We start from the raw sequence: 18,119 nt of genomic DNA on the forward strand, positions 1-18,119 counted from the left end.
GGGTGTACTTTTTTGTTGTTAGATACGGATACCTTCAATATCCAGGATCATCTCAACTTTCTGTGAGGCTGGGCCTAGGGATTTGATACCGAATTCTTTCAGCTCGAACTCAGTGGTTCCACTGAAGCCCTGGCGGTAGCCGCCCCAAGGGTCTTTACCGCCACCGATATTGGTAACGTCAATTGTGATTGGCTTAGTGATACCGCGCAGGGTCAGTTCGCCATTTAGACGGGCTTTGCCGTCTTCCAGAGGTTCAAAGCTAGTGCTCTTGAAAGTAGCAGTGGGGAATTTTGCGGTATCGAGGAAGTCATCACTGCGCAGGTGCTTGTCTCGCTCAGCGTGATTGCTGTTGAGGCTGGTTACATCGATGTCGACATTGATAGAAGATTTTTCTGGCTGCTTTTCATCGTAAAAGAAGGAGCCGTTGAAGTCATCGAAACGGCCGTACAGCCAGCTGTATCCAAGGTGCTTGATACGAAACTGCACAAAAGCGTGAGCCCCTTTGGTGTCGATTTTGTATTCCGCTGCTTGGGCTACAGTCCCCATCAGAGCTGCAATAAGAAATACAGAGAGCTTCTTCATGTCATTTTTTCCTTATTTGGTGGTTGAGAGTGTTGTTTGTACGTGTGAGTGATCGTCTGTAGAGCCCTTTACACGGATGCCAAGGATTCTGCGCAGTGTGCCGTCACGGTCAATAAAGTGACGCTTGAGGGCTGCCAAGATATGTGCTGTTACGAGTCCAATCAGGCCCCAGGCAAGGATTTCGTGGATAGATCCCGCAATGTCTTCCTGATTGGGAATTCCTTGTAAGGTTGCAGGGATGCTCACTATGCTGAAGACATCGATAGGGCGGCCATCGGCGGTAGAAATCAGATAGCCGGAAACCATGATTGCCAGTAGTAACAGGTAAATCAGTCCATGAGTGGCGGTGGTGGCAAATTTCTGCCAGTTGGGTGTTTGGGGGTTGCTCGCCGGAGATGGGTTGGCAAAGCGCCAAGCCAGCCTGAAGAGTAGAAACCCAAGCAGGATGATGCCCACCCCTTTGTGAATTTCAGGGGCTCGTTGATACCAGGGATCGTAGTAGGATAGCTGGCGCATCCACCAACCGAGAATAAAAGTCCCTATGATCGCAGGGGCCATTATCCAGTGGAGGGCGATGGCTACCCAGCCGTAGCTGGAGGAGCTGTTTTTGGCCTGCACTTCTCTCTCCTATTGGTAGTACGTCACACTTAGATTTGCTAAGTGCCACTAGGGTACAGCCTTTGGGCTCTACCACCAATGGGGAGTTCCTGAGTATGGGGAAGGAGTCAAAGGTATTAGTAGGAAATGCCGTGCTATATCGAGCGCCCCGGAGAGCTTTCGCGCTCGGCCGCCTGAAGGATGCGCTCACAAGATAGCCGATCCAGCGCGGAAGAGCGCTGTGCCAGTTGGTCTGCCAGCCAGCTGGTGGAGTGCTCTTCATCCCCAAGGGCTAGTTGTTCCAGCTGCCAGATAACATTCAGTAGGGTCTCACGCTCAAACCCGGTCTCAACCGCCTGGCTAGTAAACAGGTGGGGTTCCAGTTGTTCCAAGTCGTTGCGCTTGAGCACTAACTCCGCATAGGTAGGGTACCAGCGGCTGCTAAACGGTTCTGGTCGCTGGTGGTAGTCGAAGGTGATTCGCAGCCGGTTTCCGTCGGCATCTTCCAGAAGCGGAGTGTCATGTTCGTAGGCGGGCAGCGCTGGATTATTCCGCAAAATATCCACGATGGCGTGCCAGTCACTGGGATTTTCGTAACAGAGCCTGACAGGCTCTACTAGTTCACGGGTCCCCTTGTGATCTTCCAAGGACAGTTTTTGGCCTGGACGGTACCAGTACAGGTTAAGAAGCTGCTCATCGGCCAGGTCTGCAAGATGTGCACTGGTTAGTGGCTCTTCAGACAATGCACTCAGGTGGTCAACGGCCTGCTGTACGCTGAGCCATTGCTTGCGGTGGAAGTGTTGCTTATTACCTGTAATTCCCATTCTATTCTCCCGGCGCAATTCTACGACCTGGAGCCTCAAGTTTAGCAGGGTGCAACGCTGCTCCAGTCACTATCGTGCCTTTGCGGCGTGGGAAGATAAAAGTTGCTAATCCATGATTATAGAAAGGGTACAATGGCGCCTTTTCATATCCAGGGCATGCTGAAAAAATGAGGCCGCTCACTGGGCTGCTGTCACTGGTTTTATCCGTGCAGTTTGCGCTGATGTATCGCCGATAGATTCAGACTATTCAGTCAATAAATATGGGGTTGAAATGCGTGTTACTCTCCCAGAGTTGCTGCGGTTTGATATTGCCTCTGGCGCGGGCGGCTAAAGCCTAGGCGCTCGGCGCATGAATTTATTGCAGTGGAGCAGTTTCCCATGAGCCATAAATATACACAGCCATGTTGATTGCGATAGGCAGCCTGTAGCCCGGATTATGTAAATACACTGATGAGAGCAGAGTCCGCTTAGTTTGTGATAAGTGGATTTCAAGATATTAAAAAAGAAACGGGTAACCTGTGAATATGGCGTAACAGCCTGACCTGTAAGCCCGGAAAATTAAAAGAGCCTTTAGATGTTTAACTTTCTCCCTTCGTTTTTGCTGTTGGTCATATCTTCGGTGTTGCTGGCCGTTAGCACATTGGTTTGTGCAGCCCCCATACTCTTGTTTTCAGTTTTTAGATTTATTCTCCCTTTTGCCTTTCTGCAAAAAATTTTCATGGGTTTTTTTATTTCTTGGGCAGAAATGTGGATAACCCTAAATAAAGGATGGATGAAGCTGACCCAAAGAACCCAGGTGGATGTACAGGGGATAGAGCATCTCGATAAACATGGATGGTATCTGGTCACAGCGAACCATCAAAGCTGGGTTGATATCTTTATGATGCAGTCGATTTTTAATCGAAGAATTCCATTCCTGAAATTTTTTGTGAAGCAAGAGTTGATCAAAGTTCCTGTGATTGGAATGTGCTGGTGGGCACTCGACTTTCCATTTATGAAGCGTTACAGCAAAGAGTTTTTGAAAAAACATCCGGAGATGCGCGGTAAGGATCTTGAAGCGACGAAAAAATCTTGCGAAAAATTTAAGCTAATACCCACCAGTATTATGAACTTTCTTGAAGGAACAAGGTTTAGTAAAGAGAAGCATCAAAGACAGCAATCGCCCTTCAAACACCTTCTAAAGCCCAAGTCCGGAGGGATTGCCTTTGCAATGCACTGTATGGGTGAGCAGCTGAACCAGCTACTGAATGTCACTATTGTTTACCCGGATGGTATACCTACCTTTAAAGATTTCCTTTCCGGTAAGTTAAAGAAAGTGATTGTTCGCATTGAGAAAGTCCAGTTGCCGAGCCGGTTTTTTGAGAGAGACTACGCAACCGATCAGGAGTTTCGGGTGGAGTTTAATCAGTGGGTAAATGAGTTATGGACTGAAAAGGATGCCCTGATTGATAAGCTTTTAATGGAAAGCAGGGCTTGAGCGGGGTCCGTAGAGAGGTTCACTCGTGACCCTCTCTACTGGCCGAACGTCACTATAGCCAAATAGGAAGTTGAGCCCGGATCTCCTCGGGTTCACAAGCCACCAGATTTTTTCCTGTTTCTCCCGCTATTGTTGCGCGGGTTGGAGTTTTCAAGGCATCCCTCAAGCTGCCAACCATGTAGGGTTCTGCAACAATATACAGTTTTTCGTACTGGCCCTCCTGTCTTCCCCTCTCCAGGGTATGTGCAATTTCTCTGGCAAAATTCTCGCCTTCACGGCGATGTAATCCTGCAGAATTACCTACTGAGTGCCTTCCTTGACCATAGCTGTCGAAAGTGCGTCCGGGTGCATCACTCTCTTGGTCTCTGCCAGAGAGCCGCGATTCTGGATGGAGAAGTGCCTGGATTTCATTGAGATTTCCCGCGCGTTTGTTGGCTTCAAAAATTCGCGCTTGGGACTGGTTAGCCACAAGGACCCATGCTAAGGCCATGAACATATCCTCGTTTAACTGCCTTATTTAATCCTAGTAAATAGCCATATTGGCCACGAGCCCTGGTTGCTTATTGATGGATATGGAGGTGGAAATTCTCTTTAGGTGCAATTGGAAAGGAAGTTTTTAATATTTATATGTACAAAAGAAATATACGACAGCTCTCATATTCAATTTGTAATGGCTTTTATCGGCACTTAATCCCTTCGTTTGTCGCAGTATTTCCTAGACTGTACTCAAGATGTAACAGGCGCAAGACGGACTCTTGAGTTTTCTGGCGCCTTTTGCGGCTTAGCGTAAAAAGAGGTTGTAGATATGAGTCTGATCCCCAGAGGGTCCCTATTGGACCTTGATAATATGTTTGAACAAATGCTCTCACCGACCCGTGCAATCGGCTCTGAACGCGAGGGGTTTTTTTCTCCGCGTATCGATGTGAGTGAGCGCAAGAATATGTATGAAATTAGCGCTGAGCTGCCGGGAGTGGGTAAGGACGATATCAGTGTAACCCTAGAAAATGGGGTTTTGACCCTTGAAGCTGAGGTGCACCGCGAGGTTAAGGAGAAGAAGGATGGCCGCGTGCTTCGTCAGGAGCGGCGTTACGGCAAGTTCTTGCGCAGTTTCAATCTTGGTGAAGATGTTCGCGAAAGTGAGATTGATGCAAATTTCAAAGATGGGATTCTCACGCTCACGGTACCAAAACATGAGGGGCATCCCCCGCAAAGAAAGCGGATTGAAGTGCACTGATCTATAGGGGTTAAGGGTGATGGGTTTTACCCGTCACTCTCTTTGGCATTTGTCTAAAGAGCTTTGAGGTACCTATGAAAGTTAAACACGCAATGCATGAGGGGGCTACCTGGTGCACCCCGGATACTCCATTACAGGAGTTGGCAAAAATTTTACGAGATGAAGATATTGGTGCAGTGCCGATCGGAGAAAATGACAGGCTTGTAGGAATAGTGACTGATAGAGATATTGTATGTCGCGGTGTGGTTCAGGGGGGTAATCTCAGCTCGCTGTCCGCCCGAGATGTTATGACAGAGGGGATTGAATGGTGCTGGGAAGAGGATGATCTGCTGTCTGCTGTCCACAAAATGGAGCAACAGTTGTTACGACGAATGCCGGTACTCAATAGTGAAAAGCGTATGGTCGGTATTCTCAGTTTAGGGGATATTACCAGTGCCATCGCCAGCAAGCAGGGTGGGCAGTTCGCAGCAGCGGTCTCCTCGCACCACTGAGTGTGGTACTTAACGCATAATGCTCTTTACAGTCGTCAATCTATATTGGCGGCTGTTGGAAGTTTTAGTGCTCTAGAGTGTCTTGTCTGAAGCTTATGAATCCCTCGGCAACCTAATGGCTCCATCTACTACTGGGCTGTTGATAGTCTTATTTACTTCCTGTCTGAGCTTGATCATGTTCACGGTCGACCCCGATGTCCGTTAAATGTGATTATTTGGGAGGCGTGAAGGAAGAATCAGTCGTATAATCCCTACTTTTTTTGAGGTTACTTATGGCTGTGACTCAGGAGCAGTTGGCACAACGCAGTGGAAATCAGTGCGAGCTCTGTAAAGCAGAAAATGGCTTGGCGGTTTATGACGTACCCCAGTCAGAGGGCTATCCAGATGCGGCAGTATTATTGTGTCAAACCTGTAGGGACCAGCTGGAAAATCCTGCACAGCTGGAAAGTGCGCACTGGCAGTGTCTGTCGGAGTCTATGTGGAGTACCGAGCCGGCAATTCAAGTGTTGGCATGGCGTATTCTAAAGCGCTTATCTGGCGAGACCTGGGCCCAAGACTTGTTTGACATGTTGTATTTGGATGGCGATTTGCTGGCCTGGGCAGAGGCCGGGGCAATACCAGAGGCTGGTGAGTTGGTGATTCATCGGGATAGTAATGGTGCCCAGTTACAAGCTGGAGATAATGTAGTTATTATCAAAGACTTGGATGTAAAAGGAAGCAGTTTGGTTGCAAAACGGGGAACGGCAGTTCGCGGTATCAGCTTAAGCGATAATCCTGAGCATATCGAAGGACGGGTCGAGGGTCAGAGAATTGTTATTCTGACAAAGTTTGTGAAAAAGAGTGGCTGATAAATATTTCAGAAATAACTTCATTTTCTGAAAAGGGTATCTGCCGGCGGACCCGAAATACTCCCCTGTCCGTCTTAATTATGAAAATAAGAAAGGTATAGTTTACCTTTCTTATTTTTTTGCAAAATATTTCCGCTTTTATCAATTAACTGATAATTTTTAGAGCAAAATACGGTGTAATATTGAAGACGATAATAGCAATTTTGTATTGTGCTAGATATTGAAAATATGCACGGCCTAAATCTTGTTCATTAAGCTCAAATATTCGTGCGTGAATCCTGGTGATCGACTTCCTCAGGCAGACAAGTCCAATAGTTGATAGCAGTAGTATCAATATGTTTATAATCGAAGCCCAGCCTAAAAATAGTGTTAGATTTTCAGTTTCCATGTGAAATTTCCTTGCAGTTCTTTCTCGTATAAACCGATAGTTTTATGAGTAGATAGTGGAAAGTGCCACAATAGTCAGGCACTAGCCTTCAAATAAGTTGCGTTTGTGGATAGGGGTAGTCCCAGTTAGTTGAAGAGCTATGTTATATGATATAGCTATTGTCCGATGCTCATTATTCCTAGACACTGTGTGATAGTGCAAATGAGAGGTTGGCAATATGGTAGCTATAAAACATGAAGCCTATCTATGAAATTCGCAGTGGTGCGCTGGCTGGGTTTAATCTATTGGTGCCACAGCTCGGTGGTCAGTCATCAGATTTTTTAGCGCAAGTGGGGCTTCCTGCGGATTGTACACGTCGTCCAAATATCTTGATCCCCATTGCAACGCTGGTGGACCTCCTTAATTTGTGTTCACGGGACTTGTCCTGTAGTGACTTTGGCTTGCGATTGGCGGGGAAGCAAGGGCTACGTATGCTGGGCGTCCTTGGTAAGCTGATACTGGAAAGTGAGAATCTATCCAGTGCTTTGACAGTAACTCATCGGTATATGGTGTTACACAACCAGGCGGACCACTGGAAAATTTACCAAACCGATGACTGCTTGATTGCAGAGAGAGTTAATCACTTCCCCGACGCAATTCCCGCGCAACAGTATACTGAACTTTCAGTAGGCGCTGCCTATCGCCTGATACAGGAGATGGTTGGCTCTAAAGTATCTCCCCGCTCTGTTTCATTTCGGCATAAGCCCCAATCTCCGCTGAGTAGTTACCAAAATTTTTTTGGCATTGAGGCTAGTTTTGAGCAAGATCGAGATCGCTTGGTTTTTGATGGATCATTGATGAACTATCCCCTCGCTAAACCCAGCAGCGGTCTTATGAGATATTTTGAGGAGTTTTCCAAGTGCTTATTGGCAGAGCACAAGGGTGATATCAGCCGACAGGTTCAAGTCTTAATCCTTCAAACTCTCGGGGCCCAGCAGCACTCCCTGGAGCAAATTTCTCGCTTACTCGGTATGCCAATGAGAACGCTTCAGCGCCGTTTAAATGAAGCGGGAACCTCCTTTAAGCAGTTGGTACAGGGGGCGCGAATGAAGACTGCTCGCTGGCATCTACGGGCCTCAAGTATTGATGTGGGATTACTATCAGCAAGTTTGGGCTACACCGATATCAGTGCTTTCTCAAAAGCATTTCGAGCCATTCATGGAAGCTCCCCACTGCAGTGGAGGAAGCGACAAGCTATTAATTGTTAATCAATTAAAGGAATTATTTTGAATAATTGTTCGGCGCTACCAATTATTACTATAAGGGTGAGCTTTTAGATTTTTCCTGATTTTACTTCAGCAGCGGCGCTTGGCTTTGCACCAATAATCTTAGGGGACTATGCTGGGCGCCACTGGAACGAATGATGAAAGGCAGAATTGAAAATGAGTGCAGAGACAATCCGTTGTAAAGCAGCTGTAGCTTGGGGGCCTGGGGAGCGTTTGGTTATTGAGGATGTCGATGTTATGCCTCCCCAACGGGGTGAAGTTCGCGTGAAATTACACGCCACCGGCGTTTGTCACACAGATGCGTTCACTTTGTCAGGAGATGATCCTGAAGGGGTATTCCCGGCAATCCTCGGTCACGAAGGTGCGGGTGTTGTTGAATCCGTTGGTGAGGGGGTGACCAGTGTCTCTGTCGGGGATCATGTAATTCCTTTGTATACCCCTGAATGTGGCGAATGTAAGTTTTGTCTCTCTGGAAAGACCAATTTGTGCCAAAAAATCAGGGGCACCCAGGGCAAGGGGTTAATGCCTGATGGTTCGACACGCTTTTCGGTGAATGGGAAACCCATTTTCCATTATATGGGATGCTCTACTTTTTCTGAGTACACAGTCCTTCCTGAGATATCTGTGGCCAAAATTAATCCCGAAGCCCCCTCAAATGAGGTTTGTCTGCTGGGTTGTGGTGTTACTACGGGAATGGGAGCCGTTACCAATACCGCCAAGGTTGAGCCGGGCTCCTGTGTGGCAATTTTTGGTTTGGGCGGAATTGGTTTATCCGCAGTGATCGGAGCCAAGATGGCTGGCGCCTCACGAATTATTGGTGTCGATATTAATGAGGACAAATTTGCGCTGGCGAAGAAGTTGGGAGCCACTGAGTGTATTAACCCCAAGGCTTACGATAAGCCTATTCAAGAGGTTATCGTAGAGCTTACCGATGGCGGAGTGGATTATTCTTTTGAGTGTGTGGGCAATGTTAACCTGATGAGAGCTGCCTTGGAGTCTTGCCACAAAGGATGGGGGGAATCCATTATTATTGGAGTGGCAGGTGCCGGACAGGAAATCAGTACCCGCCCATTCCAGTTGGTTACAGGGCGGGTTTGGAAGGGATCAGCATTCGGCGGTGTAAAGGGGCGCTCTGAATTGCCTTCTTTCGTAGAGCGTTACCTGGCTGGAGAATTTAAATTGAATGACTTTATTACTCACTCAATGCCCCTTGAGCAAATAAATGATGCCTTCGATTTAATGCATGAAGGTAAAAGTATTCGCAGTGTTATTCATTTCCAGCAGGCTTGATAGGACCACTTAAAATGTCGATTGAATTGGTTAGCAGTACTAAATCTTTTGACGGTTTTCAGCAGCGTTACCGACATAAATCCAGCACGCTCAACTGTTCTATGGTCTTCTCCATTTTTTTACCACAGGATGCAGAGGGGAATACACAGAGGAAATATCCTGTTGTTTATTGGCTTTCGGGCTTGACGTGCACGGATGAAAACTTCAGTCAAAAGGCTGGTGCTCAGAGAGTCGCTGCAGAGTTAGGGATTATCTTAGTGATACCCGATACCAGCCCCAGAGGAGACGATGTGGCGGATGACCCGGGTTATGATCTGGGGCAGGGGGCTGGTTTTTATGTGAACGCGACCCAAGAACCCTGGAAACAGCATTATCAAATGTATGACTATGTCGTGGATGAACTTCCAAGCCTTGTAGAACTTCATTTCCCCACCAATGGTCGACGCGGGATTTGCGGGCACTCCATGGGCGGCCATGGTGCCCTGGTAATCGGCCTGCGAAACCCCAAGCGATATCAATCAATTTCTGCTTTTAGTCCAATTTGCAATCCTATTGCTTGTCCTTGGGGAGAAAAGGCGCTGGGAACTTACTTGGGAGCTGATCCCAAGAGCTGGGAACCATATGACGCAACAGTGCTAATGGGGCGCGCTGTAGAGAAAACTCCGATTTTGGTTTCTCAGGGGGAACAGGATGAGTTTCTTGAGGAACAGTTGAGACCACATTCCCTGCAAACAGCTGCTGAAGCCAGTGATTATCCTCTTCGGATAGAGCACCATGCAGGTTACGATCACAGTTACTATTTCATCGCTTCATTTATTGAGGAGCACTTAAGGTTCCATGCAGACTCATTGTTGAGCAGACATATATATTAGGCTGGATAAATTACGGACTAGTGAAGTTAGCCCCTCAGTTGAGGGGCTGTTTGGGTAAAGGGTTTCGCGCTTGCTATGTATAAAGCAATACGAGCAGAATACATAGAGCCAAAGTGAGAGGCGTAAGCTTATCGTGCAACCGCCCGACACTCGCCAATAATTTCAGCTCTGTTCTGGTCAAAAGTTTGTTCGATCAGGAACCAGCCATTGGGACAGAAGCCACTTTCGGCTAGCAAGAGTTCCATTCTCTGCCGGGCAACTTTCTTCACATCTCCAGAATTGGCGCCGCCGGGACCGCCACCTCCTGGGCCACCACTACCCTTACCACCGCCGCCGGGACCACCACCACCTGGACCTCCACCACCCGGACCACCACGCTTACCGCCTTGGCCCTTGGGGCCGGCCCCAATGGTTGCCTTGTAGGTAAAGCGACGATGGCCCAGTTCGGTGATGTCAGTGACAAACGATTCAGTGGTGGGGATCTCTGGTGTAGAGCTACAGCCAGCAGCGATCAAAATCACAGCTGCAGATGCAAAGAGATGAACCTTCATTATTGTTACCCCGTATTTTGATAAAAGCTTTAGTCCGACATTAGCTAACCACAAATGTTGGTTAAGCAGAGTAAACATTTGTAAAGGGGGGCTATTGCAGCAGGATTGTTTGTGCGCAAACCCAAAACTGTAAGGTACTGCATGTCCCGGAAGGTTCCGTTGTAGAATCCTTCACCGGTTTGCTCTATCCACAATATAGCTGCATTTTTTAGAGGGTTTCCGATAAATTTGAGATACTTCTGGTGATCAGAACAAGTCCCAAAGAGAAGCTATGGCTTACCTGGATGCCATTTAGGCCGGCTCCTAAGGATGCCGGAGATAACATGGAATTAATCAGAATTTTCTAAATAATACCCCTGCTAGCAAGGTGGTACGTGAATTGCCAACAATACTTAATATAAAGAGTTTTCCTATGAAACAAGCACTGCTTGCATTACTTGGATGTACTTTTGCAGGAATATGTTCTGCAGAGTCACTCAGCATTGAACGGTTATTCTCCGACCCGGCTCTGAGTGGTACCGCTCCCCGAGCGCTGGAATATTCACCTGATGGGCAGCGCGTAACTTTCCTCAAAGGTAGAGTTGAAGATTACAACCGTTACGATCTTTGGGAGTACAACCTGAAAGACGGTCAGTCCCGAATTTTGGTCAATTCCGATAGTCTGCACAGCGGTAGTGAAACTCTTTCGGATGAGGAAAAGGCAAGACGGGAGCGCCAGCGAATTTATGGTAGTGGAATAATGGAGTACAGCTGGTCAGAGGATGGTCGGTCTCTGTTGTTCCCTTTGGCCGGCGATATTTACTATTACGATCTCAAGGACCGTTCTTCGCGTCGACTGACTGAAACGGAAACCTTTGAAACCGATGTAAAGGTTTCTCCCGAGGGGCACTTTGTTTCGTTTATTCGCGACCAAAATATCTATATTGTCGATCTGAAAACCGGTAGGGAAAAGCAGCTAACCAGCGACGGCAAAGATCATATTAAAAATGGAATGGCTGAGTTTGTTGCCCAGGAGGAAATGGACCGGATGACCGGTTATTGGTGGTCTCCTGATGATCGGCATATTGCTTTCCTGCAAGTTGATGAGTCGCCAGTTGATCAGGTAACCCGTAGCGAAATCTATGCGGATCGTATCGAAATGATACAGCAACGTTACCCCGCTGCTGGGCGTGCGAACGCAAAAATCCGACTTGGCCTTATAGATATTGATTCGGGGGATATCCGTTGGGTCAACCTGGGAGATAATCAGGATATTTATATTCCCCGAGTAAAATGGGCCCGTGATCACCTGCTAACTTTCCAGTGGCAATCTCGAGACCAGCAAAAGTTAGAGCTTCGTGCTTACAATCTCAATACGGGAAAAACCCGAACGCTCCTTACCGAGTCCAGCAATACCTGGGTTAACCTGAGCCATGATCTCCACTTTTTGGAAGATAGCGATGCTTTTATTTGGTCATCGGAGAGGGATGGCTTCAAACACCTGTATAAATATGATTTTGGCGGCAGATTACAGGCACAATTGACTAAGGGAGATTGGGTGGTTGACGAGTTAGAGGCTGTTGATGAGCAGGCTAACCGTCTGTATTTTACCGCACGAAAAGATACTCCAATCGAGAGGCATCTCTATGCAGTCTCCCTGCAAGGGGAGAGCGACATTAAGAGAATTTCACAGCGTAGTGGTATGCACTCTATCGAATTTTCTGAGGATGCCTCTGGATATATTGATAAATTTTCCAGCGTTACCACGCCGCCTCAAGTGAGCCTGCACAGCAGCTCAGGGGCCAGAATCACCTGGCTTGAGCAGAACGCTGTAAATCGTGTTCACCCTCTCTATCCTTATAAAGATCAATGGATCACTCCGGAATTTGGCAGTATTGAGGCGCCCCATGGCCAGGAGCTTTTCTACCGCTTGTACAAACCTGCTAATTTTGATGCGAAGAAAAGTTACCCGGTAATGGTGTTTGTCTATGGTGGTCCACACGCTCAGGTGGTTACCAATAGCTGGGATAAGCTATTCAACCAGTATATGGCCCAACAGGGTTATATTGTTTTTTCCCTAGATAATCGTGGTTCAGCAAACCGCGGTACCACTTTTGAGAATCCTATCTTTAAGAATATGGGATCTCCTGAAGTGGAAGATCAAATTACCGGCGTTGAATTCCTGCGTACCTTGCCTTACGTTGATAAAAATAAAGTAGGTATCTTCGGTCACAGCTACGGTGGTTACATGGCACTGATGAGTATGTTCAAAGCCGGAGACTACTTTAAGGCGGGGGTATCGGGTGCGCCGGTTACGGACTGGACGCTGTATGATACCCATTACACTGAGCGTTATATGGGCAATCCAACCAAGGATATGGATGCCTATGAGGCATCTTCTGTGTTTCCCTATGCGAAGGGCTTACAAGGTGATCTGCTGATTTATCATGGCATGGCGGATGACAATGTGTTGTTTACCAATACCACTAAACTCATAAAACAGATGCAGGACAACGGCCAACAATTTGAGCTGATGACTTATCCAGGCAAGAAGCATAGCTTGCGCGGTAAGCAGACTCGCATCCACCAATACAGCATGATCAAGCGATTTTTTGATCGGCATTTAAAGGGGCAGGATTAAAACTTAAATAATCTCCCAGAAGAAAAAACCGAGGCTAGCCTCGGTTTTTTCTTTATTGAGGTATATGATTCTTAAGACTGAGGCTGATCAACCCGATCCAAATTCATTACCTTGGTCCAGGCCTGCACAAAATCATTTACAAACTTGTCAGCGCCATCACTGGAAGCATAAACCTCTGCGACTGCCCTTAATTCAGAGTTTGAACCAAAAATCAGATCTACAGGTGTGGCTGTCCACTTTGCCTGGCCACTTTTGCGATCTTTTCCTTCATAGATACCCTCTGATTTTGCCGACTTGGACCAGACAGTAGACATATCGAGCAGGTTCACAAAGAAATCATTCGTCAGTGTGCCGGGGCGCTGAGTAAGTACACCATTCTGTGAGGAGTCGGTATTTGCATTAAGTGCGCGCATTCCACCAACCAGAACAGTCATTTCAGGCACACTCAGGGTTAACAGGCTGGCTTTATCAACTAATAACTCTGTAGGGGTTCTCCCATAACCATCGCCAAAGTAGTTGCGGAAGCCATCGGCCAGAGGTTGTAGTACCGCAAAAGAATTAACATCTGTTTGTTCCTGGGAAGCATCGGTGCGTCCAGGCTTGAAGGGGACCTGAATTTTATGCCCGCCCTGCTCTGCAGCTTTTTCAATGGCTGCTGCGCCCCCAAGTACAATGATATCTGCCATTGAGATTTTTTTGCCCCCGGATTGGGAGCTGTTAAATTCCTGCTGGACTTTTTCCAGCGATGCCAGGACTTGTGATAGTTCAGTGGGATCGTTTACCGACCAGTCCTTTTGGGGTTCCAGGCGAAGACGGCCACCATTGGCGCCACCGCGAAAATCTGAACCACGGAAGGTAGAAGCAGAGGCCCAGGCAGTCCTCACCAGATCGGGAACGCTAATGCCTGCCGCCAGTATTTTTGCTTTGAGAGAATTTATATCCCGGCTGTCAATCAGAGAGTGATCAACTTTGGGGATAGGGTCTTGCCAAATTAAATCTTCTTCGGGCACCTCCGCTCCCAAATAGCGCGCGCGAGGGCCCATATCCCGATGAGTCAGCTTGAACCAGGCTTTGGCAAAGGCGCGTTGAAATTCTTCCGGATTTTCCTGAAACCGCTTGGCAATTTCTTTGTAGCTGGGATCGAACTTAAGGGATAAATCCGTGGTAAACATGATGGGGGCATGGCGCTTGTTCTTGTCGAATGCATCGGGCACCAGATTTGCCGCGCTCTGATCATCGGGTATCCACTGAACGGCACCAGCTGGACTTTTTGTTTTGACCCAATTGAATTTAAAAAGGTTGTCCAGATACTGCTGGCTCCAATTGATCGGGGCGGCAGACCAGGCCCCTTCCAGGCCGGATGTCATTGTGTCGTCGGCATTACCTTTCCCACACTTATTTTTCCAGCCAAGCCCCTGTTGCTCAATTGGGGCGGCGGCGGGCTCTGGGCCGAGGCAATCAGCTTTCACTGCACCGTGAGCCTTACCAAAAGTATGCCCTCCAGCAATCAAGGCTACTGTCTCTTCGTCATTCATCGCCATGCGGGCAAAGGTTTCGCGGATATCTGTGGCGGCAGCCACCGGATCGGGATTGCCATTGGGGCCCTCCGGGTTGACATAAATAAGCCCCATTTGCACAGCGCCCAGGGGCTTGTCCAACTCTCGGTTGCCGGTGTAACGCTCATCTGCGAGCATCTTGGTTTCGGGCCCCCAATAAACCAGGTCGGGCTCCCAGTCATCCTGTCGCCCCCCGGCAAATCCGTAAGTGGGGAATCCCATGGACTCCAGGGCTACATTGCCGGTTAGCACCATAAGATCAGCCCAGGACAATTTGCGCCCATATTTTTGTTTGATGGGCCAGAGTAGACGGCGGGCTTTATCCAGGTTGGCATTATCAGGCCAGCTGTTGAGGGGATCGAAACGCTGTTGGCCGCCACGGGCACCACCACGACCATCACCGATCCGGTAGGTGCCAGCGCTGTGCCAGGCCATTCGGATCATAAATGGGCCGTAATGACCGTAGTCTGCGGGCCACCAGTCCTGTGAAGTTTTGAGCTGAGTTTCGATGTCCTGTTTTACCGCTTTAAGATCCAGGGTTTGGAATTCGGCAGCGTAATCAAAGCTGTCACCCATTGGATTGGATCTTGGAGAGTGCTGCCTGAGGGGACGCAGATCCAGCTGATCAGGCCACCAAAACCGATTGGACTTTGGCTGTCCTTCTACTGCACCCTCAAGAATTACTGGATCAGTGACGACTTCCTCATGGGTATCTGCGACACTAAATGGCGCGACTATAAATATTGAGATTAATAAAGCGACATAACTACGATTATATTTCATTAACATTTACAGTATCTCCGTACGATCGTTGGTACATCCTTTGGCTCATTATTTATTTGATGATGAAATACCTGACTCTATTCCTTACCGCTGATTTCTTTTGCCCTTTGGCTGAAGCGTAGTCTTGGATATGGGGTTAATAGTATATAAATTTTATAGCGTCAGGTTTAAAAGGAATTAATAAGGTAGATTGGTAAACTTAATTACTGGTTCTTTTATTTAAAGGAATTATGGTTTTGGGGTAGGGCGACGTTGATATTTTTATATTTTGAAGAAGTTCGTGCCAAAAAATTTGGATTGTAAATCTAAACCACTGTTGGAGAAATAAGATACACAGAACGGGATAAATAAGGCTCTCCGGACAGAGAGCCCTGAAGGCAATTAATTGCAGAGTGTCTGTAAGGTAAGAAGAGGGCTCTGCCCGCTCTCTTTGGAGCTTAAATCCAGACCGTTAATGCCCCGTTCCGATGCGATGACCAGGCCGTTATTATTATCGTTTAACCAGCTGTCGACGATTCCTGAGGCTCCCAGGTCAATGAGATGTCGGCCGGTAGAGGAGGGGATAAAGCTGCCCACTTGAAGTCCGAGAATAGAACTACCTCCGACAGAATCCCAAGTGGCCGACTTTTCCCGCCAACTTTGTGTTGCCATGTAAATGCCGTAGCTATTGCTGGAAGTATTGGTTACATTCAATTCGAGTGTCGCATCAATATACTGGCGACAGCTTAAATCTGATAAGTCAAAGCGAATGAGGCTATAGAGAGTTCCATAGGTTAGATCGCTGCCGTCGGCGAGGAGTCCATCGCTATCACCATCGAAATTATCATCCTCTTTTCTGGATGAAATAAACACATCGTCTGAAGCAACTTGAGATACCTCTTCACTAATAGAATCGCTGCAATCGGCGGTTACCCTGAGGGCTGGGGCAATACCGGTTTCTTGTGAAGAGATATCTACCCCATCACTGCCACTCAGTGAGGCAATGACCAAGCCAGTATTTTCATTGTTCAGCCAACTATCCAGAAGACCTGATGAACTCAAGTTCACCACTTGGGTACCAGTAGACGACGGGGTAAAGCTGGCGAACAACTGTGAAAGCACCGTTGATCCACCGACAGAATCCCAGGTGGCTGATTCCTCACTCCAGTTGGATTCAGCCAAGTAAATACCGTAACTATTACTGGACCGGTTGGTGATATTAAATTCGATTTCAACTGAATTTATCGTCGAGCAGTGAGATAAATTGGAGAGATCAAATTTAATCAGTGAGTAAAGCGTTCCATAGGTGCTATCACTGCCATCTGCGAGAAGTCCATCTGAGTCATTGTCAAAATTGCTGGAAGAGTAGCGCGATGAAATAAATGTGTCATCAGTCACTGGTAGTGACAGTTCGCCATTACCAGTGTCGTCCTCAAGCATAACGCTCCTGCCAACGTTATTTTGTGCGAGAACCATAGCTTCACCAATTCGGTTGGCGCTCCACCAATTGATATTTTCCGGTAATACAAGAGGATTATTGGCTCGATCTTCTCGTGTTAGAGTACTTGCGCTGTTATCGAACTGTGCTGTGCGTACAGTGAGTTGGTCAAAGCTGACCTGGATAACTTTGAACTGCTGGATGCTGGCCATATCTATGGTCCAAAACTTGGCATCATTTGCTGAGCGAGCTGGTGCTCCCCAGCTTCCCTCACCAACGTAAACGGTGCCGCCGGTTTCGTTGGTTGAAAAATCGCTATTACTGGGGGCAACGACTTCGGTGACTTTGGTGAGATGGGTATCTGATTCGACCACCATATTCATGGCGTAGTCATAAAAGGGTTGTGCCCACCAATTAAATAATGTGGGGTTGTCAGATTTACCGCTGTAGTGGGGGAACATGGGTTTGTGGTACTGGGCAAAGCGCCAGTGACTGTAGGCGCCAGTCCCTGCTAAATCACTCTCAAGCCAATTGTTCATGGCGGTAGCATAAGATGACCAGCCGCTTTCTTGAAACTGGCTGTTTAGTGTGTAGACACGCAATAGGGGGGAAATTTGTACTGCGCCGTAGGTATCACTGGGGCTACAACTACCATCCGCATTGAAGTCCACACCAAAGACCTGGCAGGTGGTTGAATAGTTGTCATCCTCATGATTTCCATGGGTAGGTATTAGAGGGTAAATACGTTGATAGCTATAGCCATCAATTTCGTCGTTGGAGTAGGTCAGCGTCCAGTCTTGTAAAAAGTCATCCATTTCCGACGCACTGTTGGCGTTGGTAAAATCACCGCCATGCATAACGGCCAGTGGGCGAATTTTGGCTAGTAAAGCATTGCCCTCGCGCCGTGTTGTATGCCCCGTGCGGGTATCTCCCCCAGCGACTATGACGAAGGGAGATTCCTCCGCAGGAGCCGTTTTAAACCAGAACCGGTCGCCACAGCCGTCCTGATCACACACACGATAGTAAACTGCTGAATCCGGTGTTAGGTTTTCCAATCTGACAAAGTAGCTATCTAAGCTGCCATCGAAGGTAGATGTAGAATCAACCCCTTGACTGCTCCAGCTATTTTCATTGGTTGAATAGCCAAAATTAATGTAAGGGTTACTACTGTGGCCATCTGGCGAAAAACCGATAACGGCACTGGTGGATGCATCACCATCCCAGGCCAATCTGTGGTGTTTAGTTGCTGAACTGGCATCAATTGCCAAACATAGAGCCGAGATAGCAAAAGCAGTGCTTAAGAACCGTCTCATTGGGGGTTTCC

The 18,119-nt window shown here is 47.7% G+C and carries 16 protein-coding genes; 8 read left to right on the forward strand and 8 right to left on the reverse strand.

Annotated elements, in window-relative coordinates:
- Positions 1 to 18: 18 nt before the first annotated feature.
- From ACJJIS_RS02340 to ACJJIS_RS02350, 3 genes are all read right to left on the reverse strand, one after another.
- Entirely contained in the window at positions 19 to 582 is a 564-nt protein-coding gene (locus ACJJIS_RS02340) for a YceI family protein (RefSeq protein WP_108734532.1), read from the reverse strand.
- A 12-nt stretch (positions 583 to 594) separates the two neighbouring features.
- Positions 595 to 1,200 (reverse strand): cytochrome b, encoded by a 606-nt coding sequence (locus ACJJIS_RS02345; RefSeq protein WP_475709387.1) that lies wholly within the window; start codon positions 1,198 to 1,200, stop codon positions 595 to 597.
- Between the two features lie 134 nt (positions 1,201 to 1,334).
- Entirely contained in the window at positions 1,335 to 2,003 is a 669-nt protein-coding gene (locus ACJJIS_RS02350) for a hypothetical protein (RefSeq protein WP_444907251.1), read from the reverse strand.
- A gap of 574 nt (positions 2,004 to 2,577) precedes the next feature.
- Between ACJJIS_RS02350 and yihG the strand changes: the two genes are divergently transcribed.
- A complete protein-coding gene (gene yihG, locus ACJJIS_RS02355; protein ID WP_475709388.1) occupies positions 2,578 to 3,480 on the forward strand; it encodes a 1-acylglycerol-3-phosphate O-acyltransferase, YihG family in 903 nt (300 codons plus the stop codon).
- A 52-nt stretch (positions 3,481 to 3,532) separates the two neighbouring features.
- On the opposite strand, the gene ACJJIS_RS02360 is transcribed toward yihG, so the two are convergent.
- Complete coding sequence (locus ACJJIS_RS02360; protein WP_413663346.1) at positions 3,533 to 3,970, reverse strand: host attachment protein; 438 nt, start codon at positions 3,968 to 3,970, stop codon at positions 3,533 to 3,535.
- Between the two features lie 315 nt (positions 3,971 to 4,285).
- Between ACJJIS_RS02360 and ACJJIS_RS02365 the strand changes: the two genes are divergently transcribed.
- The 3 genes from ACJJIS_RS02365 (at position 4,286) to ACJJIS_RS02375 (ending at position 6,053) form a co-directional block, all read left to right on the forward strand.
- Positions 4,286 to 4,714, forward strand: coding sequence for an Hsp20/alpha crystallin family protein (locus ACJJIS_RS02365; RefSeq protein ID WP_282931225.1), 429 nt, complete (start codon positions 4,286 to 4,288; stop codon positions 4,712 to 4,714).
- 74 nt (positions 4,715 to 4,788) lie between these two features.
- The gene (locus ACJJIS_RS02370) at positions 4,789 to 5,205 is read left to right on the forward strand and encodes a CBS domain-containing protein (RefSeq protein ID WP_108734525.1); all 417 of its coding nucleotides are present in this window, start codon (positions 4,789 to 4,791) and stop codon (positions 5,203 to 5,205) included.
- A gap of 272 nt (positions 5,206 to 5,477) precedes the next feature.
- Complete coding sequence (locus ACJJIS_RS02375; protein WP_282931227.1) at positions 5,478 to 6,053, forward strand: PhnA domain-containing protein; 576 nt, start codon at positions 5,478 to 5,480, stop codon at positions 6,051 to 6,053.
- A 145-nt stretch (positions 6,054 to 6,198) separates the two neighbouring features.
- On the opposite strand, the gene ACJJIS_RS02380 is transcribed toward ACJJIS_RS02375, so the two are convergent.
- Positions 6,199 to 6,441 carry a DUF6868 family protein gene (locus ACJJIS_RS02380; protein ID WP_444911533.1) on the reverse strand — a complete coding sequence of 81 codons (243 nt, stop codon included), beginning with the start codon at positions 6,439 to 6,441 and terminating at the stop codon, positions 6,199 to 6,201.
- Between the two features lie 233 nt (positions 6,442 to 6,674).
- On the opposite strand from ACJJIS_RS02380, the gene ACJJIS_RS02385 reads away from it, so the two are divergent.
- The 3 genes from ACJJIS_RS02385 (at position 6,675) to fghA (ending at position 9,868) form a co-directional block, all read left to right on the forward strand.
- Positions 6,675 to 7,688 (forward strand): AraC family transcriptional regulator, encoded by a 1,014-nt coding sequence (locus tag ACJJIS_RS02385; RefSeq protein WP_413663343.1) that lies wholly within the window; start codon positions 6,675 to 6,677, stop codon positions 7,686 to 7,688.
- A 174-nt stretch (positions 7,689 to 7,862) separates the two neighbouring features.
- Positions 7,863 to 8,996, forward strand: coding sequence for an S-(hydroxymethyl)glutathione dehydrogenase/class III alcohol dehydrogenase (locus ACJJIS_RS02390; RefSeq protein ID WP_413663342.1), 1,134 nt, complete (start codon positions 7,863 to 7,865; stop codon positions 8,994 to 8,996).
- Positions 8,997 to 9,010: 14 nt separating this feature from the next.
- A complete protein-coding gene (gene fghA / locus ACJJIS_RS02395; protein ID WP_444896078.1) occupies positions 9,011 to 9,868 on the forward strand; it encodes an S-formylglutathione hydrolase in 858 nt (285 codons plus the stop codon).
- Between the two features lie 128 nt (positions 9,869 to 9,996).
- Here fghA and ACJJIS_RS02400 read toward each other — a convergent pair whose 3' ends face one another.
- Positions 9,997 to 10,419 (reverse strand): hypothetical protein, encoded by a 423-nt coding sequence (locus tag ACJJIS_RS02400; protein WP_475709389.1) that lies wholly within the window; start codon positions 10,417 to 10,419, stop codon positions 9,997 to 9,999.
- A 412-nt stretch (positions 10,420 to 10,831) separates the two neighbouring features.
- Between ACJJIS_RS02400 and ACJJIS_RS02405 the strand changes: the two genes are divergently transcribed.
- On the forward strand, positions 10,832 to 13,039 hold the full coding sequence (locus ACJJIS_RS02405; RefSeq protein ID WP_475709390.1) for a S9 family peptidase: 2,208 nt from the start codon (positions 10,832 to 10,834) through the stop codon (positions 13,037 to 13,039).
- A gap of 71 nt (positions 13,040 to 13,110) precedes the next feature.
- On the opposite strand, the gene katG is transcribed toward ACJJIS_RS02405, so the two are convergent.
- Both katG and ACJJIS_RS02415 read right to left on the reverse strand, forming a co-directional pair.
- Entirely contained in the window at positions 13,111 to 15,384 is a 2,274-nt protein-coding gene (katG, locus tag ACJJIS_RS02410) for a catalase/peroxidase HPI (protein WP_475709391.1), read from the reverse strand.
- Between the two features lie 375 nt (positions 15,385 to 15,759).
- On the reverse strand, positions 15,760 to 18,108 hold the full coding sequence (locus ACJJIS_RS02415; RefSeq protein WP_475709392.1) for a DNRLRE domain-containing protein: 2,349 nt from the start codon (positions 18,106 to 18,108) through the stop codon (positions 15,760 to 15,762).
- Positions 18,109 to 18,119: the final 11 nt, after the last annotated feature.

It is taken from the genome of Microbulbifer maximicatervae (SeqCode) (assembly GCF_056231245.1).